Raw genomic sequence first — 22,401 nt, forward strand, 5'->3', positions numbered from 1 at the left:
AAAACTTCCAATTTTGAGCTTAAGCAGGCGTGTTTATCAGCACTGTGATATCCATCCACCCGTAAGCAATTTCCTTGAGTATAACTCCGGCTCTGCTTGTCTGTTCTTCGTCCACTTTTTCACCTCCCAAAAATTCATAAAACTTCCAGGCGGAATTGTCTCCCAGTACCCAAACCAGCATCGAATTCAAATTTAATTCTGCCAATTTTGTGGCAACTTTTCTCACAAGTTGCTGTCCGATTCCCTGACGCTGATATTCCTCCAATATATAGATGGCAAATAATTCTCCTTGATAAGCATATTTGCCAGTACGCTCGCAACCGCCCGCAGCAAAACCCACAATTTGTCCTGATCTATTCTCAGCAACGCAGACAAAATCCCCAGTATTTTTGACGTTTGCCAGGATTTCTTGCCAATTGCTTTCTCGTTTTTGATATGACAGTTGCGCGAGGTAATCTGGCGGTACAATTTTTCGGTAAGCTGTCCGCCAAGTGTCTAAATTAACCCGTGCAATGGCAGGTGCGTCAGCGATTTTAGCTTCTCTCACAATCATCAGAAAATACTCCTTTCCTGCTCTGAAATTCTCTTTTCGAGTCTAGGTAAACAAATATACGATCGCGCCCTTCTAGTTTAGCTTGATAGAGCGATCGATCTGCCTCCCCAATCAACCACTCCACAGATAGTTCAGCAGCGGGTACAGCAGTAACTAGACCCATACTCGCCGTCACGGACTCACTTACCTTTGAAGCTTCGTGGGGAATTGCCATAGCATTCAAATCCCTGCGAATTAATTCAGCTACCCGCAGCGTTCCCCTGGCATCAGTCCCGGACAAAATTACCGCAAATTCTTCGCCACCGTAGCGGGCTGCTAAATCGCCTCCCCGGTGAGCATTTTTGTCTAAAATTTCAGCCACTTTTTTGAGACATTCGTCGCCTTTTTGATGCCCGTAGCGATCGTTGTAAAGTTTAAAAAAATCGATATCTAGTAAAATCAAAGATACTGGTTCTTTCTCTATACCCATCCGCTGCCATTCCGATTGCAATTTTTTGTCAAAACAACGACGGTTAGCAATCTGAGTCAAACCGTCCACAGATGCCAGTCTGTGCAATTCCTGGTTAGCAGCTTCTAACTCTAATTTTGTCTGTTCTAAAGCTAAATTTTGCTGAGCTAATTTTTCACTTTGCTGTTTTTCCTGTTCGTACAAAAACCGGATGGAAGCTTCAGCTTCTTGCAATTCTTTCTCCGCATATTTGCGCTTGACAAACTGCCCTAATTGAGAACCCACCGCGGCCATCATCTGAAGCAAGTCTTCATCCGACGGCTGTTTTTCCCGGCAGAAAAAAGTCATTACCCCCACAACTTGACCGCTAGCGCGAATTGGGAAACCGAAGGCCGATCGCAATCCTGCTTTAGCTGCTAAGTGCGATCGCATAAAATTGCGATCTTTAAGCAGATCCGTAATCCACTGCGGATAACCGGTGTTCCAAACTATTCCCGGCAAACCCGCACCAGGCTCTAGAGTAATCTGCTGGCAATTTTCCACAAACTCTCCTACTTCACTCCCCCTGCGCCAAACTCCCACTCGCAGCAAAATAGGGATATCTTCAACGTTACTATCTGGTGCAGCAAACAAAAATGGTACTTGCTCGTGCGTATTTTCCGCATCAGACTTAGTATGTTTTTCATCCACAGGCGTCCAAAGTTCGCCGATATCCCACCCCAAACTTTCACAAATAGCTTGCATAATTTTCGGAGTGGCGCTCTCTAAAGAACCAGATTCTGACATGATGCGAGCTACCGCATACTGTGCTGCTTGACGCTTTTTTGTCCGCTGTTCCTCGGTGATATCCCTGCCCACATAGACAAAATCTTGTATGGTGGTTTTGTTGTCTGAGTGCTGGCTTTCTATGCTGGTCTCGATCGTAGAGCAGGAAAATGCAACTGTCAGCTTTGAACCTTTTTTAGTTGTACAAGCTACTTTTACTTGATGCCAAGATTCATTTTTAAGTTCAGGAAGTAGCTGGCTAACTTGACGCAATAATTCCTCGTCAGCCGTAATCATCGAGATGGGTTTACCGATTAATTCTGATTGGGTATATCCAAATAATAATTCGGTGGATTTATTCACTTTTTTGATTTTTCCCGCTTCCGTTGTCACCAATAAAATATCATTGATAGAGTTAACAATTTTGTCAATATAATCGCGAGCGCTCACCAAGGAATTAACTTTAATACTGTTTTCGTTTGCTGCCTGAACCATACTTTGCTGAAGCGCAGCAGTGTCTGTTACGTCTTCGCATAAAACAATCAATCTCTCAGGTTTCAGGTGATTTTTCTGAGCAAACAAATATAAATCTAGATACAAATAAGAGCCATTAGTTAAAATTTTTGTTACTGATTTTAATTGAAAAATTGGCTGTCGTTGTTCAAGAATATCGTCTAGCACTTCTTCGATTCCGATCAGTTCGGGAAAACTATCGCGCAAATCTTTTCCTTTTTCGACCCCATCAGGAATGTCGGCCAACTCTTGCACGTTTAAGGATGTTTCTAGAATTTTAAGTTGTCGATCAACTGTGAGGTATTCAATGCGACGCAAGGACAACAGTTTGTCAAGCAGATTATTAATATTTTGGGAACTAATCTGTAAACTTAATTTTGGGAGCCTTTCGCTATTGTAGATCATCACACTTAATGGTTGGGAGATAAAGTTAGTTGTTGTTTGGCTGCTATTTCTCAGGAAAGTTTTGATATTGGTGGATGCCAGTAACTATTCGGGCTGGCTAATTGATCGACACAATAAATTTTGGATTCTCCAAGCAGTTTTTTTGTATTTTAGAAATGTAACAATATTAATTAAACCCACTTTTTTTGTGAGCAAGCTTAGTAAAAATCAGCCTCGATTGAGGTTTTGATTTATTAACAATACGTAGCGGTTAGCCGTATTTATGCAACATATCTTAAATTGTAGATTCCCTGATATTTGTTACAACCGCTACAGTTGGTGATTGGCACAGTTGAATTAAACTGTTGCCTTTAATTAGCAACATTCCTATAGACCTTACCTCCCCTGGGTATTTGTGTCAATTTTTGTAAAGGAGCTGTGACCTTGAAGTGATATAATCTGTAACAATTTGTATAAAATCTTAAAAATATTCTGCTCAATGCTGAGACTTATTACCGACTTTGATGGCCCGATCATGGATGTGTCCGATCGCTATTACCGAGTTTATCAGCAGTGTCTGGCCGAGACTCAGCGTGAGGGCCAAGCAGTGCACGAACTCCCGAAAGCCGAGTTTTGGAACATGAAGCGGGCGCGGGTTCCCGAAAGCGAAATCGGCATCCTCTCAGGATTAGATGCAGCCCAAGCCGTCGAATTTGCCCAGAAACGCCGTCAAACTGTCCACACGTTGCCGTTCCTGATGTACGATCGACCAGTTCCCAGCGCCGTGGAAACGCTCGAAAAGGTGCAGCGCGCTGGAGTAGACTTAGCGGTGATGACCATGCGCCGCGTCAGGGAACTAGACGAAGCTTTTAACCGCTGCAATTTAGGGCATTTTTTCCCAGAAAACCGCCGCTATTGCCTCCCTAATGATTACGTCAAAACTGGGGATGTTAAAGATAAGCCGCTGCTGATGGCAAGAGCTTTGGCTGAACTGCCGCCGGCTTCTGATCTCTGGATGGTGGGGGATACTGAGGCGGATATCATCGCGGCAAAAACCCACGGTGTCAAGGTAATTGGTGTGTTGTGCGGAATTCGCGATCGCACTCAACTAGAAATGTACCAACCGGATTTAATTGCTAATAATTTGAGTGAAGCAGTTGAGATTATTTTAGATAGTCATTAGTCAGTTGTCAGTTGTCAGTTGTCAACAGTCATCAATCATTAGTAAACAGTCATTAGTTATTGGTAATTGTTAATTGTTAATTGGTAATTGGTAATTGGTAATTGGTAATTGGTAATTGGTAATTGGTAATTGGTAACAATCAACTAACTACTAACACCTGAAAACTACGAACCAACCAATAACAATTAATCAATAACAATAATTAACCACTGCCAACTGTCAACTGTCAACTGTCAACTGACAACTGACAACTGACTATCGCAGAAAACCGCTGACCAGCCACAGAATTAAAAACGTAAACAAAGCAATAAGTTTCTCTGTTGAGATAAATGCCGTACTGAGCAAAGGGCCCAAAAGGCCTCCCAGCACCAAGCCTATAACCAAGCCAGCCACAGTTAGTAGCACAGCCCGACCAAATTTTTGTTCCTTGCGATTAACAAAATAAAGACAAGAGCCGACCCCAAGAACCAGAGTCAACTGTAGTAAAGAATCATTAGCCGCCGGATAAATACTTAGTCCGCCCAACCCCGCATAAACTCCAGCCGGCCACAAAATATCCGATCGACTAGGAGTATCGATTAGCCGCTGCAACCAAGCTGGGCTGCCCGACGGAGCAGACGGAGTAAAGCTGGCGGGTGGGGGAGTCAAACGCTCAGGAAAGCGGATGCGTTCGGGCACTTTAATTTTCCCTTCTTGTCGCTGACGGAGGCGATCCATGAGGATCGCGTCGTAAGCAATTTCGATCGATTCCAAACGTTTCTTGTCGCCGCTGTGCTGCTCGGCTAGACGGGTGCGGGCCTCTTGCACTTCATCAAAGGAAGCATCTTCATCGACTTCAAGCAGTTGATAGGGAGTTTGCTCACTCATAAAACTTTTGGGTATGCGGAAAACTCAGCGTCTTTAAACCTGAGAGGGCTGCAACGAAACGAGGCTAGAAGGTAGAAGGCATTCGGCATTCCGAAATAAAAATTTGTCAATCCAAAGATTTTTATTTAGATTGTTATTTTTAGAACAGGCTATCTAAAATTTTACCTTGTGCCGAATGCCTTTAGCGGGAACTTGTGTTAGAGTCGCTGACAATTCCCGACCACTGGATTTTTTTTAGTCGATCGCGGCGGTAGGAAAAAAAGCGAGCCGAGTCAGAATAAGTACAGAAAGGAGCGATCGCCACTTGAGAAGAATTAATTCCCAACTGCTGCAATTGCAGAGCATTGCAGAGACGAACATCCAACCGTACTTTTCCCGGTTCTGGATCGGTCAACACAGGCGATTCGGGTAGTTGGTGTAAAAAATCCAGAATGCCGTCGGCTGTTGCACTAACAGCACTCTTAGGAGCAATCGTGGCTCCCAATTGGGCTGCCACTTCCACAGATACCTGGTAAACCTCTCCAGCGATCGCCGGCCCCAGAGCAATCTTCAGATTTTCTAGTTGACTGCCGACGGCCAAAAGTTGAGCGATCGCCTCTGGTAATATCTTAGCAGCAGTGCCGCGCCAACCAGCGTGAACGGCGGCAGCGAGTCCCGTGCCGCTGTCAGCAATCAGCACCGGTACGCAGTCAGCCGAGCAAACCCACACCGCCTCAAAATCTCGCGAAGCTACCAAACCATCAGCCTCAGCATAGGTTGGGGTAGCATTTTCTGCGTCTAGAGCCACAACCGGGGGTAATTGATCTGTTTGGAGTACCACATTGCCATGTACCTGTTGGAGACGGTAAACCGGAGAGCCTGGTGCGAGAACTTCCGTGAGTTCGATCGGGCCGCGCGGCGAGAAATCACGAGTAAAAAAGCCGTGAGACCACCGATCGAGCAAGCTGCAAGTCAGATAGGGCAAGCCTTCGGCACTCTGCTGCCACTGCCAACTGATACCGTCAGGTTGTCCGGTACATTCAGAGTCAGGAAAATTTGTCAAGCGATCGCCAGCTACACTCATGAAACTTATCCTTCCCCAAGCACATCAATTAGCTTGTATTCTAAACAATCAACAATTTTGGCGACTAATGTTTAAATGGGCGATCGGCTTAAATCAAAAAATCGGGATGACTCGGCGGCCATTCATGTCAATTTAAGGTCAAATGTACTCAGAGAATGCTGTTTACCGTCTCTTGCCAGATCTGCCTGACAGGTGTAGATTTTGTCCTGGCAAAACCGAGCAAACCTAGACAGTACAAAGATTTTAGACTTTTAGCCCTGAAAATTTCAAACTTTTATGGGATCAGACTTTTACCAAAAAACCGAGATCTGGCAAGAGACGGTAAACGAGATTTTTCAATGGTTTCAGGCTTAAGTTGACACTAATGATGATCGGCGGCTAACTGCGCCGAAATTTTGGATAACCGAGAAATATAGGCAACTAATGCACACACGCGAACGCCAAAGCGTTATTATCATTGTGGCCGTCACAGACGAGTTGGCAGTAAAATCGGGATCAAAAAAACCAGGGCATCGATCGCGAATCGACACAGTGGCATTCTGTACTTGTTCTACTCGCGAAAAAAAAATTGCCTCAAGCCCGGTAAAATCAATTAGGTCTGTATTAAATAAAAGGATTGCAATAGATTCGATCCTGACCTTGATCTCCTTGCGCCCCCCTGTAGAGTTGGGAAAAAAAAATCGTGAAACCAGTTCCAGACAAGCAAATAACAGCCAATTTGAACACCAAACAGCAAAAAAAGAACCCTACAAGCGCCCGGACTCGATCGCGCCTTTTGTCCGAACGCTCACTGCTGGTGGGACTAGGTTGCCTTGCCAGTCTGGGACTGCTCAGCAAAGGCATAGTTTGGGCCCAAAGCGAAACTCCACCAGCAGAACAAGCCCTCCCCGGCGCAGCAGAACTTCAGCCACTATTTGAAGCACCTCTGGCGCCCCCGGAACCCTCAGCCCAAGAACAGCGAGAACCAGATCCTGAACCCCAGGCAGAAGTTCCAGCCCGATCGCCAGATTACGTCACCGAACAACCTCCGGCCCAATTTTACCTACCGGAGCCCGCGCTGATTCCCCTACCAGAAGCGACGGCCCAAGAACCTCCTTTTGAAGCGCCAGTTAACCCAGAAGCACGCGCTGCCGACCAAACCGACTACAGCGTTGGCGCTGAAAGTGGCTACGAAGCGCCGACAACCATCAAGTTTGCAGAACGATCGACCGGCTGCCAAGGAGTTGGCGGTGGGTGCGGGCCTGCTGCTGTTTCCGAACCCGTGACAGCAGAAGCACCCCCTCCCAGCTACAGCCCAGAAACTCCGATCGCTGGAGAACCCAGCTACAGCCCGCAAACTCCCCGCGCAGGTGGCGCTTATATTGCAACCCCACCTCCTCGAAATCTGCCACAAAGCCTTCCCGGAACTGTTCCGAACCTTCCGGGCAATATTCGGGGAACTGTCGCCGGAAACAATAGCGGAAATCCTGTCGGTAAAGTAGGTCAAGCCGTTGAATACATAGGCAACAAGCTTTGGGGGCAGGAAAACCAGTCGGAATCTGCTTACACACCTCCGCGCTACTCGGCAGACAACGGATACCCCGCCAACCCCGGATACTCCGTTAACACGGCAGCCTACGCCGCTGCCCCCCCCGAACCCAGCATGGGACTCGGCCCGGTGCAAGTCGGTGCGATTAGTGTCAGCAGCAGCAGCAATACAGGTTTTGCTTACTACAATCTCACCCCGCGTCCTTTAGGTAAACCCGGAAATGGCAACACTAGCCTGATGTTTCCCCTATCGATTGCTGCGGAAATTACTTCGCCCTTTGGGTGGCGGACTCATCCAGTTAGTGGCTACGGTAGGTTTCACACCGGCACAGACTTGGGTGCCGAGATGGGAACGCCCGTACTCGCAGCTTATGCCGGTCAAGTGGCGATCGCCGATTGGTTAGGTGGCTACGGTTTAACAGTGGTTCTCAACCACAAAAAAGAGTCTCAGGAAACGCTCTACGGACACCTTTCGGAACTGTTTGTCAAGCCCGGAGAGTTTGTGAAACAGGGAGAAACTATCGGCCGCGTCGGTAGCACAGGAATGTCTACAGGGCCTCACCTCCACTTCGAGATTCGGCAAATGACCGATCAGGGTTGGGTGGCGATCGACCCCGGTGCTCAGCTAGAATTCGCTGTGGCAAGAATGATCGGCACATTGGAAACCGCCAAAATACCCCAAATGCCGAAATTCGTGGAAACACAAAGCGCTAAGGGACTCAAGGATTTGGAAAACGATATGCCCCAGCTTCCACCTCTGCCCCTGGGAATGGACATCGAAGTTCACAACCTCCAGCCGCCATTCCCGGAACTCTTAATAGCTGAAACTTCTGCGCCGAAGGATAAGGAAGCCTCCAAACCCAAAATTCAGAAGCAAGCTAGCAGGTAAAAATTGGGAATTGGCTAGATGAATTTTTTTTAGGGGGCGGGTTATTCGCCCACCCCGCAAGAAAATTTATGTTTTTTGGAACGGACTCGCGAGCCGACAAAAATTGGTAATTTGCAGCGTATGCTAATAGCGCAGTATTTGTGGGAATTAATTTTATTTCTGATTATTGTAGTCGGCCCGATTCCCCTAAGCTTATCTCTGGCCTTCGAGAATCAGAAGGAAAACAATAACTATTCATTTCCCCATTTTCTCCTCGTACTCCTGACGGGATGGAGTATTGCACAAGTTTGTATCGGTTTAATTTTAGGGAGTGTCGATCGCCTAAGTCTCGCTCAAGTCATTATAGCAGAAATGTTGATTTGTGCGATCGGCTCAATCCTGATTTCCGCCAAAAAAAGCCTAGATTTCGGCTCCTCGCGTTGGCAGATTCTCCAACTCAAGCAACCTCTCGGCAAATCCGAACTCCTGATTATCAGTGCCGCCGCTTTTGCAGGATTTGTGCTGTGGGAAACTCTCGCCACCAAGCCCACAACCAATTATGACTCATTGTGGTTTCATCTACCTGCGATCGCCCGATGGTATCAAACCCATTCACTTACATTATTAGATCCCGCTGGAAATTGGATTTTCGATCACGAACAAGCACGAATATATCCGTACAATTGGCACATTTTATCTGCTTTGTGTGTACTCCCATTCAGGGAAGACTTTCTCACAGCTTTTCCCAGCCTAATTGCCTGGGTACTTGAAGGAATTTCTGTCTATCTATTGAGCATAAAGTTTGGATCAAGCCGCATTAACGGCATGGCAGCAGCATCTTTAGTATTGACAGTACCGATGGTGCTCAACCAAGTTAATACCATTCACCCAGACTTACCGCTAGCTGCAATCTTTACAGTAGGTTTGTATCTAGGTTTATCCTATCATAGCAGCCGATCGCAATCCGAGTTATCCCTATTTTTGGCAACCGTAGGAATGCTAGCCGGAATTAAAATCACCGGATTAGTTTATACATTCTGCCTTTTAGGAGGATTAGGAATATTAGAAATTAAAAGATTCGCCGTTAATAAAAATTATACACTAACTAATTTTAGAATTCGCCACATCAAACCAGTCTTGCTGTGCGGCATACTTTGCTGCTTGTTTTTAGGAGGTTTTTGGTATGCAAGAAACTTGCTGCATATCAATTATCCTGTTAGTGATTCCCGCGAGATTAACATTCCCTTACAGCCTGTTCCCTCTGTTCCCTTACCGTCTCCCGTACCGCCTCCAAAACCTCCCGTAGCATCCCCAAAACCGACCATAACGCCGTCTCCAAAACCTCCCGTACAGCAGCCAATACCTACCATACCTGCGCCCCCAGCTTCGCCACTTTTGAAGATTTGGCAAAGCACCTTAGCAGCTCAATTTAATCCCAGCAATATTTCCCACTGGCAAACACTCGGCTTGCAAATCCTCATTAGATTGCAACTGCCATTTCTGGCGATCGCACTTCAGGTATTAGCAGCACCTCTAGCCTTGATCAAACATAAAACTAGAATAATTAATCAAAATAATGTCATCTTAACCGTAGTTCTCGCCAGCACCGGAATTCTGTATCTTATTACACCTTACACCTCCGGGACGGCCGGAGAGTCGATCGGTCAACTCAGCCCTATACTAGGTTTTAATCTCAGATACGGCTTTCCCTTTTTAAGCTTACTAGGAATCGCAGCAGCAGCAACCGCAACTCTCTTGAAAACTCGCAAGCAAGTAATTGTAGCAATTGTTTTAATTAGCAGTATTTCCGGCATTGTTAGTAACACAATTTTTGACCTGATTAAAAATGCTTCTTTTACAGGAAACAGTATTGTTTGGGGAAGCGGATTGATCGATCAGTTTAAATCTAATATCGGGGAAGCCATCAATAATATAATAAAAATATTAGCTCCCAGTTTGCTATCTTTAGGAATATACCCATTAATTTATCTTGGATTCCTGCTGCTGGGTTGGATTATATTTAAGCAGAATCCCAGTTTAATCTGGTTAAAAAATCTACTCGCCAGCCTGAAAAAGTCGAGTTACATAATAATAATTTGCGCCTGTATAGCATTAATGGTAAGTGCTGGTTGGGTAGCGAGGGAAAAGCGAGATGTTGCTCGCGCCGAATTGTATCGTGGCATTTACGAGTATATTGATAAAAATACAGTACCAAATGAAAAAATCGGCTTCTTTTTGAGTTCCCGCAGTTACCTGTTTTACGGGAGAAATTTGGACAGACAAGTTTTATATGTGCCGTTTAGAGCCGATCGACTTCCGGCATGGATTGACAACCTACACAAAAATAAAATTACGATGGTGGCATTCGGCCCCCTGACTGAGATGGACGAATACACCAAACTAGCTTTATCTTGGCTGACAAGTCCCGAAGGCCCGCTGGAACCAGTTTTCGGCAAAGATTTTAATACTGAGTCGGTATTATATCGCTTAAAAAAATAAAATAGCATTTCTCCCTTCGTAGGGTGTGCACTGCGCAGCGGTTGAATTTGTATCCCACCGAAGATCACCAGTGAACTAAGTTATTGTAGGGTGTGTCAGGGCTGAATTTGGCGATCGCCTACTCAATAATTTCCCCCCTCGATCGCACCCTACAAACTCAAGCCTTCCTTCTTCCTTCTTCCTTCTTCCTTCTTCCTTCTTCCTTCTTCCTTCTTCCTTCTTCCTTCTTCCTTCTTCCTTCTTCTATAATGAACCAAGCTAAAACTCTATTTTCAATTATAGTTCCGACTTACAATCGCCCGGACAAATTAGCGCAGTGTCTTCAGTCTTTTGTGGAACTAGAATATCCGCGCGATCGGTTTCAAGTGATTGTCGTCAATGATAGCACCGAAATATCTGTAGAAACTACAATTTACCCTTTTCAAAGTCAACTAAATCTCATACTTCTGACACAACCAAACTCCGGCCCCGCAACGGCGCGAAATACTGGGGCTTTTGCAGCAGAGGGCAAATTTGTAGTGTTTACAGATGATGACTGTACTGTGGCGGCAGATTGGCTGCAAAATCTGGAAAAGCGATTTGGGGAAACACCAGATTGCTTAATCGGAGGTCGAACTGTTAACGCACTGCCGGATAACATTTATTCTACTGCCAGCCAGCAACTGATCGATTACCTTTACAGTTATTATAATGCGATCGCCGATCGCGCGCAATTTTTCACTTCTAACAATTTTGCCCTTTCTGCTGAGGCTTTCCAACAAATCGGCGGGTTTGACACGACTTTTTCGCTAGCGGCTGGAGAAGACCGGGAATTTTGCTTTCGCTGGCTCAATTTGGGAGGCCGCGCGGTCTACGCTCCCGAAGTTATAGTCTATCACTCCCACGCACTAACTCTGGGCAAATTTTGGCGGCAACAATTCAATTACGGTAGAGGTGCTTTTTTGTTTGGGGAAATTGTCTCGAAACACGGGGCGAAGGGGAAAGGGCAACATCCGTCATTTTATCTAAATTTGCTAACTTATCCATTGTTTCACGGTTCGGGTATTCAAAGGCTATTAATTGCAGCTTTGTTTTTAGTTTCTCAAGCGGGAATTGCTGCGGGATTGTTTTGGGAGAAAAATGTTTTTGTTGAGGAATAGATTTTTATTAATGAACCGCAGAGAGCGCAGAGAACGCAGAGAGAAAAGCCGAGTTAGTAGTTGGTAGGTTGCGTCAGCTTTGAGCCGTTAATCATTGATAAAATAATTCGTGGCTGACGCACATTACAATTTCGCACGTACCTGAAAAATTACATAAATCCGTGTTCAGCTAAAAATTCAGGGGTAATTGTTCCCAAACTGTTGATTGCAGGGTTTTCTTCCCAGGGTTCGGGATGGGATTTTGAGCCACTGCGGAGAAATTTGGCTACGTATTTACCGAGAATATCTGCTTCTAAGTTGACTAAACTTCCTGGTTGCAAATAGCTGAGGTTTGTCTCGGAAAAACTGTGGGGAATTACGGCAATTTCAAACCAATTTCCGTCATCATCGCAATCTGCTACGGTTAAGCTGATGCCGTTGACGGCGATGCTGCCTTTGGACACAATGTAGGGCGAAATTTGACGTTGCCATGCTGCATTGGCTGTTGGTGGGGCTGTAAACCGCATCTCCCAAGAATTGGCGGTTTGGGTTGATGTTGCTAAAGTGCCGATCGCATCTACGTGTCCAGTTACAAAATGTCCGCCCAATTTGCTACCGGCGCGCAGGGAGGTTTCTAGGTTCACCCAAGCATCGGGGAATGAACCCAGAGTGCTGCGGCGCAGGGTTTCTGGGGAAGCGACGGCGACAAAACCCTTCGCGGGCAGAACTTCTACTACCGTCAAACAGATTCCATCGACGGCTACGCTATCGCCAATGGCTAAATCTTGTAAAATCTGGTAGGAGTTACTTGAGGTGCAGGAAATTTGGAAGTAGTCGTTGCCTAGCGACTTCAGCTTTCCGAGAGATTGAATTAGTCCTGTAAACATAGTTATTTTTTTGTAGTCGATCGCTTATTTACATCAAACCACAGACACAAAGCAGACGCAGGAGCTTTTACCGTCCCGCTGTCCCTGTATTTGTGTAGAGTCAATCTCAAATCTAAAATCTCAAATCTAAAATCGACTGATGCCGATCGGTTGTAGATTCAGGGGAAGATCGAGTCATACTGGATTTAGGTCATCTATTATGTCCAAGTTCTCTACCGCCTTGCAGTGTCTTAATTCTATGAGGCCGATCGAATGATTGAAATGAAAGTCGCTGGAATTGCCTTAGATGCAGCCACGCGCAGCCCTATTGTCCTATTGAGAGACTCTACCGAGCGACGCGCTTTGCCTATTTATATCGGTCAGGAGCAGGCAAAGGCTATTATTAGTGCGCTAGAAGGCCACAAGCCTCCTCGACCTTTAACTCACGATTTGATGGTCAATTTCCTAGAGGCCTGGAGCCTGACCTTGGAGCGAATAGTGATTCACTCGCTGCAAGATAACACGTTCTATGCCGTCCTAATCGTCCGTCAGGGTGAAGTAAAAAAAGAAATCGATGCCCGGCCCAGCGACGCGATCGCCCTGGCCATACGCACGAATAGCCCCATCTGGGTGATGGAAGAAGTCGTCGCCGATGCTTCCATACCGGTCGATCGAGATGCTGATGAGGCCGAACGCCGGGCTTTTCGCGAATTTATCTCAAACCTCCGCCCGGAGGATTTGATCAAGAGAAGCGGTTTCAGTCAGGGCGAAACTTCCTCGTAACATTTATGCGCTATCGACGGTTTGGCAAAACTAACTTGCACCTGTCTGTATTTTCCTTGGGAACCATGCGCTATTTGGCTTCTGAGGAAATTGCCTGCCAGACTGTACGGCAGGCCCTGTCTCTGGGAATCAATCACCTGGAAACGGCGGTGGGTTACGGTTGCAGCGAGGAATATCTCGGCGCGGCGTTCAAAGCTGGGTTGTCTGTCGATCGATCGCGCTTCCACGTCACTACAAAAATCCCCCCAACGGACGATGCTGCTGCAACTGAACGCTGCATTGATGAGTCCCTCAAACGTCTGAATCTAGACTATATCGACTGTCTGGCAATTCACGGTTTGAATACTTGGGAACATTTGGCGATCGTGCGATCGCCCACAGGCTGCATAAAATCTGTACAAAAAGCCCTCGCTGATGGCAGAATTCGGCACGTCGGTTTCTCGACTCACGGGCCTCTGGATCTGATTTTGGCTGCAATCAATACAGATTTGTTTGAATTTGTCAATCTGCATTATTACTATTTTTTTCAGCGCAACGCCCCGGCAATTGAACTCGCCAAGCACAAAGATATGGGCGTTTTCATCATTTCCCCGGCAGATAAAGGAGGGCAACTCTACACGCCCCCGGAAACTCTCGCACAATTGTGTTCGCCTTTCTCGCCTTTAGAGTTGAACTATCGGTTTTTACTGAGCGATACTAGAATTGGGACTCTCAGTGTGGGGGCGGCAAATCCGACAGAATTAGACGAACCTCTGAAATATTGCGATCGCGACTTTCCCCTCACCAATGCCGAAATCGCTCAGTTTGTGAGGCTAGAATCAGTTATTGCCGATCGTTTGAAAACCGACAAATGCAGCCAATGCTATGCCTGTTTACCTTGCCCGGAAAACATCAACATTCCTGAAGTATTGCGACTCCGCAATCTCGCCGTTGGGTGCGACATGACTGACTTTGGCAAATACCGCTATGCTATGTTTGAAAATGCCGGACACTGGTTTCCTGGCAGCAAAGGCAACCGCTGCACCGATTGTGGCGAATGTTTGCCCAGGTGTCCCGAAGAGTTGGACATCCCAACTTTGCTCAAAGATACTCATGAGCGACTGGGCGGCAAAGCGGGCAGGCGGTTATGGGATTGAAAAAAAGCTGAAGCAGGGAAAAGGGCGATCGAGCTGATCTAAGTGTTACAACAATTAAGTTAGACTTTTTCTAAGTGGATTTACGATCTAGTCGATCGCCAAACTACCTAGCTTTCCGACTGTCTGCGGCAGCATCCCGATTTTGTGAACAGCGTTTTTGAGGAGTGCTAGCAAAATTCTCGCTTGCCTATATATCTCTAACGAGCAAGATGCTCGCACTCCTGTAAAAGCTCTCATGGGGATGAGCCCAACAAACTTTAAATCCCACATTCCGCACTTCAAAATGTAATATGTAATTATTACACCTGTTTGGTAGTTTGGCAAACGCCAAAACAGAAAAAGCTAAGTATTTATACGCAAACAAAACAAATAAAACGTCAAATAACTCAGAATTTTCGTATTACTTGGCATACTACAAATTGACGTGCGGAATGTGGGTTAAATAGCTGCCGATAGCATATGTGAAAACAACTAAATAAAAAAATTTGCTTGAACAGCCAGAAACTCGATTCCTTGGAAAATACCCAGTCATTTATTGCTTTGTTTGGCCAGGCGAGAGCAAACAATTTTCTGATGAGTGATTAACTGAATTTAATCTAAAATGTAAAATCTAAAATTGATGGTTCCAGATTAATTTGTCGCCTGTCATCTAAAACCGATTCAGCATCTACTACTATGGCTCAAACTCAGTTAAACGATAACCAGCCAAATTGTCTGCAACCCACTCAAGTTGCGACTTCCGAAAGATTGAAACCAGCTTTCAGGCCGTGCATCTACAACTTATCTGTCACTAAAAACCAGCTAATTGGATTCCTGGCTTTACAAACAATCTTGCCAGTCGGATTAACGGGAGGAATACTTTGGCTAACATCGACTGTTGGCAACAATCAACTGCAAAATCAAGCTAAATCTGAACTGAGCCTGAGTGAAAGTAACTACAATCTTCAACTCGATCGCGCTGCATTCAGTTTGCAAAAATCCTCTGACAGCCAAACTATCGCCCAAATAGCCTCAGCTTACAACAGCGGCAATGAAATATCATATTTGCAAAAATCTGTCAAGCAAATTTTGGAAAATCAAGTCAAAACAGGGGAAATAGATAGTGCTGCCTTAGTTAGAAAAAACGGGCAGATTGTTGTTAGCGTCAACCCCAAGCAGAAGGAAAAAAGTTTTAACCTGCAAAAAATAGTTGATCGAGTATTTGCTGCCAAAAAGCCAATAACCGCCAGCGAAATAATTGCTAAATCTGAAGTTCAGAAACAATTGGGATCTTTGCCGCGCGCTGCGGGAGACGGTAGCGTCCTCGTCCGCTACACAGCAATTCCCGTAAAAGATCCAAAAACTCAGACAGTGATTGCTGCCTTAGTGTTAGGAAAAGTTCTCAGCCAAACGGCGGCAGTTGCTAGCAGCGAAACCGTCAATTTACAAGGCGGATATCGCGCTATCTACTCCGTGCCAACTGACGGCAAATTTGTATTGGCAAGTTCGCAAGCATTTACAAAAAATCAAGAGTTGCCAGACTTCCTAGCCGACCAATCTCTCCTGAAATCTGCACTCACCGCCGCAGGAAAACCAGTCGCCCAGCAAATACAAATAGGCAGTCAAACTTATACAGTGGCTGCTCAATCCCTGGACAATTTAGCCGGAAAACCTGGAGCAATTTTAGTTCGGGGAATGCCACAAACTGCGATCGCAACTTGGTGGGGCAACAATTGGCTGCTGTTGGCACTGTCTGCCGCCGCCCCCCTCACCTTGGCAGTTGCAGTCACCCGCCGGATTGCCAAACCAGCTAACTCAAATTTATCAACAGCAGACGGGAATTGGCCCTCTAATTCCAGCGCGGAACCGCCGCAGCGAACCCGGAAGTTTGGTCTAATTTATGAAAATTTAAATTTCGACGAATTCCCCGATTTATTCCCTAAAAAATCGAGTTTAGATGGTCAATTAGCCGTAGATTTTCGATATAATAAAAAATTGGCGGCCGCTCGCCCGATCGCAAATCCCCAGATCCCGCTCGTTTTCCAACCCCTAGAATTGCCCGCCAACTCCGTCTCAAACCATTCGCGGCCGGCAAATACAGAAGTAGAAAAAAGCGCGATCGCCTTAAACCAAGTCCAGGAAGCTTGGCAAGACTTAAATCGCCTCAACTGGGAATTGCAGCCAGAAATGCTCGATCGCCAAAACACTCAAAAAGCCCTGCGCAAGAGCGAAGCACTGCTGCAAGCGATTTTAGACAACTCAACAGCAGTAATTTACATCAAAGATGTTGAGGGAAAATACCTACTCACCAACCGCCATTTTGACAATTTGTTCGACATCGCAAAAGAGCAAATAACAGGGAAAACCGACGGCGATATTTTTCCCGAAGACTCTTCAGCAGCATTGCGAGAAAATGACCTGAAAGTTCTCGAATCCTCATCGCCTCTAACCCTCGAAGAAATCATCCCTCAAGACGACGGCCCGCACACTTATATTTCTCTGAAATTTCCCCTCTGCAACTCCAAAGGCAAAGCTTATGCAGTCGGTACAATTTCTACAGATGTGAGCGATCGCAAAAAAGCCGAACTCACCCTAGAAAAAGCTAAAGCAGAACTAGAAGTAGAAGTCGAACAGCGCACGCTATTCCTCAAACAAGCCAATGAACTCTTGCAGTTTGAACTGGCGGCTAGAGCCCGCGGCGCGATCACAGTCAGACAAATGACGGCTCAAGTAGCGCGACACGCCAGAACAGTTGACGGCATTCTCAGCGCTTCCCTTGATCTAATTTTTCTAGTAGATCGATCGGGAAAATACACCTATGTCAGCCGCACCGCCGCCCAAGCTGCCGGCATGAACCCCAGAGAAATGATTAGCAAAACCTGGCAGGAATTAGGTTGGCCACCAAAAATTATGCAGCGGGTTCATGAAGAGTGCGATCGCATATTTGCCACATCCGAGCCTGTGAAAGGCGAAGTAATAGTCCCCACCGCAGCCTGGGGAATTCGGGACTACGAGTACATTCTCAGCCCGTTGTGTGCCACAGACGGCAGCGTGGAAGCCGTGGTGGCAACGTTGCGGGATATCACCGATCGCAAAGACGCTGAGGAAGCGTGGCAGTTGGCCAAAGAAGCGGCAGAAGTCGCCAACCGCGCCAAGAGTGCTTTTCTAGCAAACATGAGCCACGAGTTGCGGACTCCCCTGAATGCGATTATCGGCTACAGCGATATGCTGGTGGAAGATGCCGAAGAGTTAGGTAACTTAGAGGTAGTCTCGGATTTAGACAAAATTCGCACTGCTGGGAAACACTTGCTGCGACTGATTGACGACATTCTGGACATTTCCAAAATTGAAGCTGACAAGATGGAGATTTATCTCGAAAGCTTCGATGTTGGCGGCTTAATCGAGGAGGTGGAAACAACTATCAAACCGTTAATGGATAAAAAGGCTAATACTTTGGAAGTATTGATTGCTGACAATATCGGCGCTATGCACGGCGATTTGATGAAAGTGCGGCAGGTAATGCTAAATTTGCTGAGCAATGCTGCTAAATTTTCTACTAATGGGGCGATCGTACTTACTGTCGAAAGAATTACCAGCGAAGAGTTAAAAAACAAATATCAACCGCGAGTTGTTCAAATGTTAATTTTGGATTCGGAATATTTAATTTTTCGAGTGACTGACACGGGCATCGGCATGACAAAAGAACAGCAAGAGCGACTGTTTCAACCTTTCACTCAAGCGGACAATTCAACTACTCGCAAGTACGGCGGTACTGGTTTGGGATTGACTATCAGCCAGCGTTTTTGTCAGATGATGGGCGGTGATATTGAAGTTAGCAGCGAGTTAGATTGTGGTTCTACTTTTACGGCTTTTCTGCCTGCTTCGTTGTTTAGGCGATCGGAATTTTAATGATTTTGTAGCAATAAAATATGATGAATAACCGCAAATTTCGCCCCAAAAATCAAGTTTCCCGCCGCAGAGATAGCATTTTGACAAAAAGTTTATTTTTGTTCCTAATTGCCAGTTCTACCTGCATCACAGCCTTGCTGTGGGGACAATCTGCGGCATTCTCCCAGCAGCCAGTCTGCCCGACTGGAGATGCTGCTAATTTCCCGTCGCCACCACTGTCGCAAACCGAACCAAGCGTGCCGAGTCTGTGGTTAGCAGAAAAACAGTTTGGTGGTAAATTGCTCGATCGCTGGTTTGTCGATCGCGATAACGCTTTGGTAATCATCATCGTCAACCGCCAACTGTGGAGTTTGCTAGACTATATCGAACGCTATCAGTTTGTCAACCGCTTCGGCACTGTGTCGAGCGAATACGGCTACAATCTGCGAGTTTGCAATCGTCAAGGGACGGCTTTGGCGATTTATTCGTGCAAGGGCGATCGGCTTAACTGTAAAATTGATTTAGAATCTCTGTCAAATCCCGGTCTCCGAGGCAAAATCAAAAGCTTTTAGTAGGGTGCGTCAGCAGCGATTTGTTTTCAGGATAATCGATAAATCAATAGCTGATGCACCGTGCATTTTAGCTAATAAATGCGGTTTATAATTCGTAGAAAAAAATGAAAACAACCCTTGAACTTCCTGCTGAATTAGAACCTTTCCGTCAAGAAATTGAAAGTTCAGAAAAGCCTGTTATCAAAATCACTTACGAACGCAAGGCGACTGATTTGTGGTCAAGCAAATTTGGCGGAGTGCCTTACTTGCCGAAAGGTTACGATTTTCCCAAAGATAGTGATGGAAAATATATGCACCTTTTGGCACAACTCAATTTTGAGGAAATTTTTGCCCAAGTGCCATATTTAGCCCCTTTTCCCAAACAAGGAATTTTGCAGTTTTACATTGGTGACACAGATTTGTATGGTACGGATTTAGATAATTTGGACAACCAAAAAGATTTTAAAATATTGTATTTCCCCGAAATAGACATAAATTATTGTCAAACATATTTTGCTTTTTTGTTGGATGTCAATGAGACATATTCAACTTTAAACAATCAAAGATTTAGTGCGGTGCAATTTTTTGAGAAAAATAATTGTCCGATTTATAATCCTTTTGCCGATTGTCTTTATGAACATTATTCACCTTTAAAGCACCAAGATGTGAATAATTATCAAGAATGTTTGGCTTTACAGTTTAAGTCTGACAATGAGTGGGTTTGCCCAGAAGACTATCAATTTAATAATTTTCTTGGAGAACAAAAGCTTAAACAATTCTTTGATGTAATGGATGCAGATGATGACAAATTAAATGATTGGTATTATGCTAATATATACGAAATTGACCATAAAATAGGGGGATACGGCTACTTTACGCAAACTGACCCTCGTGAGTATAGTACGCAATACAAAGACCATAAAGTTGTGCTATTACACATGATTAGTGATGATGAGATTTGTTGGGGTGATGATGGAGTAGGCAACTTTTTGATTCGCGCTGAGGACTTAGAAAAATTAGATTTTTCTCAGGTGATTTATAATTACGATTGTTATTAAAATTAAAATACTAACTCTTCAACCCGTGCTATTTTTTTATTGTTCTAAGGTACGTAGTTGCGCTTCAGCGCTCTTTGGAAGCATCTCATTTTTGCGAAAAGCATTTTTTCTTTGAATGCTGTCCCGATCGCCTATTGTACAATACGGGAGCGGGGACAGCATTATAAATGTAAAACTGCGATGCTCCCCGCTATTTCATAGATCAAAGAGCGCTTCAGCGCAACTACGTAACTCACTTTTAGCCTTTCACTACTTGCCGAATTTCTTGCCAGAGCGATCGATATTGTGCAATCCCCGCATCCCCGAAAGGCAGCAGAAAGTCGCTAGCAGCAAGAATCTTAGCCTCCGGTAACAACACAGAATTACTGCGCACATCTGCCGGCAAATCCTCCGGTTTCATGCCGACAATTATCGGGGAACTAGCCTTAGCCAGCAAAGACAATTGAGGAGCAATTTGAGGCTGCAAGCAAAAATTAATCCATTTTTCTGCTAAAGAAACTGGCTTTCCTGATGCGGGTTGTACCCACAAATCAGTCCAAAGCGCAGTTCCAGAAGCAGGAATTACTACAGCAATATCGCTTTGAGTTTGCAACAGTGGCAGCACATCGCCAGAGGAACCGACGGCTAACCAAGTATCGCCTAAAATCAAGGGTTGCAAGTAAGAATCGGAACTATAAAGTTTAGCTTGTTGGTGCAGGTTTGCCAGTTCTTTTTTGAGGTTTGGAACTTGATCTAATTGCTGCGTATTGTAAGATTTGCCGAGTTTTTTTAAGGTTAAACCGATAACTTCTCTTGCACTATCCGGTAGCGAAATTCGATCGCGCAATTCCACTCGCCACAAGTCACTCCAATCTGTCGGAGTCCACCCCAAAGTCTTAAATTTGTCGGTTCGATAGGCAATTACCGTACTTCCCCAGCGGTAAGGTGCAGCCCAAACTTGACCTTTAGCGTCTAATTGACCGTCATCGTTGCGTCTGACGAGTTTTTGCCATCTTTCGGGCAATTTTGACCAATTATTAATTGTAGCAGGATCGATCGGCTGAATCAATTTTTGCCGAATTGCCAAAGTCAGCCAATAATCTCCCAACATCACCAAGTCAGCTTGATTTTTGGCTGCGGGTGTCCGTTTCCACTTTTGCAACAAAGCGAATAATTCTTTTAATTGTGCTTCCTGCGTTACCTGCAAAACCGGAGACGGTTGTAAGTCGCGGCTAAATTTGCTTGCGAGTTGGGCTGGAATACCGTTTTTGAGCGATCGAATTTTGAGAGTGGGCTTCGACTCGCACCCTGCGGCCAATTGACTTAAAGTTAGGGTGGCTGCGCCCAATAGCAAAGACCTTCGTTTCACCTGTGAATCCGCTTTTCTAAATATTGACCGATGTTTTGTGTTCTGCGGCCCGGTAAATAATTCTTTGTCGAGTCCGGTATTTAGCGCCGATTGGTTTTATTTATTCCTCAAACACAAAGCTATTGTACTAGGTTCTGATGCGATCGGAGTCTGTTTTGCCCAAAGCACTGGTGGCGCGAGTCAATCTCACCGCACACTCCGCCCTCCAACTCTCAGAAACCGAGTTTTTTAACTCTGATTGAAGGTTGGAACGAAGTATGGGTTAAAAACCCCCGTTTCAGCGTCCCAGAAAATCTCAAATCTCAAATTCTCAAGCTGATTCTGTAAATCTACCATCAGGATTGGGAACACAACAATTACCTCAAAAATTAAATAATTTAGTGATAAATCCCAGTTATGTAAAGATTTATATTATATATAAAGATATAAATTACTATCCAGAGGATGATTCTATGGAAGCCCTACGCCAGCAAGTTACAGCATTGACCCAGCAAGTCGATGCTCTGTACAAACTCATAGAAAACCTCAATCAAAAGTTATTGGAGTCAGCCCAGGAGACGAAGCTGATTCAGCAGCAGAAAAACGATCGCCCTGGAACGCTAGGAAATGACAAAACCTCGTCATATCAAACCTATAGTCGTCTCGACGCGCTCCTCGAACACAAAGATATACTGTTAGATGACAGCTACTTCGACAAGAATTCTCAAAGCTTGGAAAAAGAGCTAAGTTCAGAGATTCAAATCCAGCGCCTTACCGCTCAGCTAACAGCAGCTTACAATCGAATTGCTGCCTTGGAAGAACAGTTGCTCTCCAAAAGAATTCACTCGCAACAGGTAGGCGGGTCTAATTAGATATTGCTGCTGGCGATTGGGCATTAATCCAGATATAACAATACAAGTTGCGTTGATTTATGCTCGTATACTTATCGCGGTTCTCAAAAAAGTGAGGAGAGCCTCATGCCCTATGCCCTATGCCCTATGCCCTATGCCCTATGCCCTATGCCC

General features: G+C 45.3%; 18 protein-coding genes. 11 read left to right on the forward strand and 7 right to left on the reverse strand.

Annotated elements, in window-relative coordinates; genetic code table 11:
• Positions 1-19: 19 nt before the first annotated feature.
• Positions 20-553 (reverse strand): GNAT family N-acetyltransferase, encoded by a 534-nt coding sequence (locus QUB66_RS26055; protein ID WP_265235389.1) that lies wholly within the window; start codon positions 551-553, stop codon positions 20-22.
• Entirely contained in the window at positions 534-2,597 is a 2,064-nt protein-coding gene (locus QUB66_RS26060; RefSeq protein WP_332970200.1) for a diguanylate cyclase, read from the reverse strand. Before QUB66_RS26060 ends, QUB66_RS26055 begins: the two co-directional genes overlap by 20 nt.
• A 565-nt stretch (positions 2,598-3,162) precedes the next feature.
• Here QUB66_RS26060 and QUB66_RS26065 point away from each other — a divergent pair.
• Positions 3,163-3,846, forward strand: a complete 684-nt coding sequence (locus QUB66_RS26065; RefSeq protein WP_332970199.1) for an HAD family hydrolase — start codon at positions 3,163-3,165, stop codon at positions 3,844-3,846.
• Between the two features lie 255 nt (positions 3,847-4,101).
• Here QUB66_RS26065 and QUB66_RS26070 read toward each other — a convergent pair whose 3' ends face one another.
• The gene (locus tag QUB66_RS26070) at positions 4,102-4,713 is read right to left on the reverse strand and encodes a CPP1-like family protein (protein WP_332970197.1); all 612 of its coding nucleotides are present in this window, start codon (positions 4,711-4,713) and stop codon (positions 4,102-4,104) included.
• Between the two features lie 181 nt (positions 4,714-4,894).
• A complete protein-coding gene (gene pgeF / locus QUB66_RS26075) occupies positions 4,895-5,776 on the reverse strand; it encodes a peptidoglycan editing factor PgeF (RefSeq protein ID WP_332970196.1) in 882 nt (293 codons plus the stop codon).
• 682 nt (positions 5,777-6,458) lie between these two features.
• On the opposite strand from pgeF, the gene QUB66_RS26080 reads away from it, so the two are divergent.
• From QUB66_RS26080 to QUB66_RS26090, 3 genes are all read left to right on the forward strand, one after another.
• On the forward strand, positions 6,459-8,192 hold the full coding sequence (locus QUB66_RS26080; protein ID WP_332970195.1) for a peptidoglycan DD-metalloendopeptidase family protein: 1,734 nt from the start codon (positions 6,459-6,461) through the stop codon (positions 8,190-8,192).
• Between the two features lie 75 nt (positions 8,193-8,267).
• A complete protein-coding gene (locus QUB66_RS26085) occupies positions 8,268-10,670 on the forward strand; it encodes a hypothetical protein (protein ID WP_332970194.1) in 2,403 nt (800 codons plus the stop codon).
• A 248-nt stretch (positions 10,671-10,918) separates the two neighbouring features.
• On the forward strand, positions 10,919-11,809 hold the full coding sequence (locus QUB66_RS26090; protein WP_332970193.1) for a glycosyltransferase: 891 nt from the start codon (positions 10,919-10,921) through the stop codon (positions 11,807-11,809).
• 149 nt (positions 11,810-11,958) lie between these two features.
• On the opposite strand, the gene ribE is transcribed toward QUB66_RS26090, so the two are convergent.
• Positions 11,959-12,675 (reverse strand): riboflavin synthase, encoded by a 717-nt coding sequence (gene ribE / locus QUB66_RS26095; protein WP_332970192.1) that lies wholly within the window; start codon positions 12,673-12,675, stop codon positions 11,959-11,961.
• A 252-nt stretch (positions 12,676-12,927) separates the two neighbouring features.
• Between ribE and QUB66_RS26100 the strand changes: the two genes are divergently transcribed.
• Both QUB66_RS26100 and QUB66_RS26105 read left to right on the forward strand, forming a co-directional pair.
• The gene (locus QUB66_RS26100; RefSeq protein ID WP_265235398.1) at positions 12,928-13,437 is read left to right on the forward strand and encodes a bifunctional nuclease family protein; all 510 of its coding nucleotides are present in this window, start codon (positions 12,928-12,930) and stop codon (positions 13,435-13,437) included.
• Between the two features lie 5 nt (positions 13,438-13,442).
• Entirely contained in the window at positions 13,443-14,573 is a 1,131-nt protein-coding gene (locus tag QUB66_RS26105; protein ID WP_332970191.1) for an aldo/keto reductase, read from the forward strand.
• Between the two features lie 87 nt (positions 14,574-14,660).
• Here the strand turns inward: QUB66_RS26105 and QUB66_RS26110 are convergent, their stop codons facing one another.
• A complete protein-coding gene (locus QUB66_RS26110; RefSeq protein ID WP_265235400.1) occupies positions 14,661-14,810 on the reverse strand; it encodes a hypothetical protein in 150 nt (49 codons plus the stop codon).
• Between the two features lie 438 nt (positions 14,811-15,248).
• Here QUB66_RS26110 and QUB66_RS26115 point away from each other — a divergent pair, with 438 nt between their 5' ends.
• The 3 genes from QUB66_RS26115 (at position 15,249) to QUB66_RS26125 (ending at position 20,049) form a co-directional block, all read left to right on the forward strand.
• Positions 15,249-18,461 carry a PAS domain-containing protein gene (locus tag QUB66_RS26115; RefSeq protein WP_332970190.1) on the forward strand — a complete coding sequence of 1,071 codons (3,213 nt, stop codon included), beginning with the start codon at positions 15,249-15,251 and terminating at the stop codon, positions 18,459-18,461.
• A 20-nt stretch (positions 18,462-18,481) separates the two neighbouring features.
• The gene (locus tag QUB66_RS26120; RefSeq protein ID WP_265235402.1) at positions 18,482-19,012 is read left to right on the forward strand and encodes a hypothetical protein; all 531 of its coding nucleotides are present in this window, start codon (positions 18,482-18,484) and stop codon (positions 19,010-19,012) included.
• Between the two features lie 104 nt (positions 19,013-19,116).
• On the forward strand, positions 19,117-20,049 hold the full coding sequence (locus QUB66_RS26125; protein ID WP_332970189.1) for a YwqG family protein: 933 nt from the start codon (positions 19,117-19,119) through the stop codon (positions 20,047-20,049).
• Between the two features lie 238 nt (positions 20,050-20,287).
• Here the strand turns inward: QUB66_RS26125 and QUB66_RS26130 are convergent, their stop codons facing one another.
• Positions 20,288-21,397 (reverse strand): extracellular solute-binding protein, encoded by a 1,110-nt coding sequence (locus QUB66_RS26130; RefSeq protein ID WP_332970188.1) that lies wholly within the window; start codon positions 21,395-21,397, stop codon positions 20,288-20,290.
• 64 nt (positions 21,398-21,461) lie between these two features.
• Between QUB66_RS26130 and QUB66_RS26135 the strand changes: the two genes are divergently transcribed.
• Together QUB66_RS26135 and QUB66_RS26140 are read left to right on the forward strand one after the other, a co-directional pair.
• Positions 21,462-21,629 (forward strand): hypothetical protein, encoded by a 168-nt coding sequence (locus QUB66_RS26135; RefSeq protein ID WP_265235405.1) that lies wholly within the window; start codon positions 21,462-21,464, stop codon positions 21,627-21,629.
• Between the two features lie 220 nt (positions 21,630-21,849).
• Complete coding sequence (locus QUB66_RS26140; RefSeq protein WP_332970187.1) at positions 21,850-22,248, forward strand: hypothetical protein; 399 nt, start codon at positions 21,850-21,852, stop codon at positions 22,246-22,248.
• Positions 22,249-22,401 lie beyond the last annotated feature (153 nt).

Origin of the sequence: Microcoleus sp. A2-C3 (assembly GCF_036706065.1) — a bacterium.
GTDB lineage: Bacteria > Cyanobacteriota > Cyanobacteriia > Cyanobacteriales > Microcoleaceae > Microcoleus.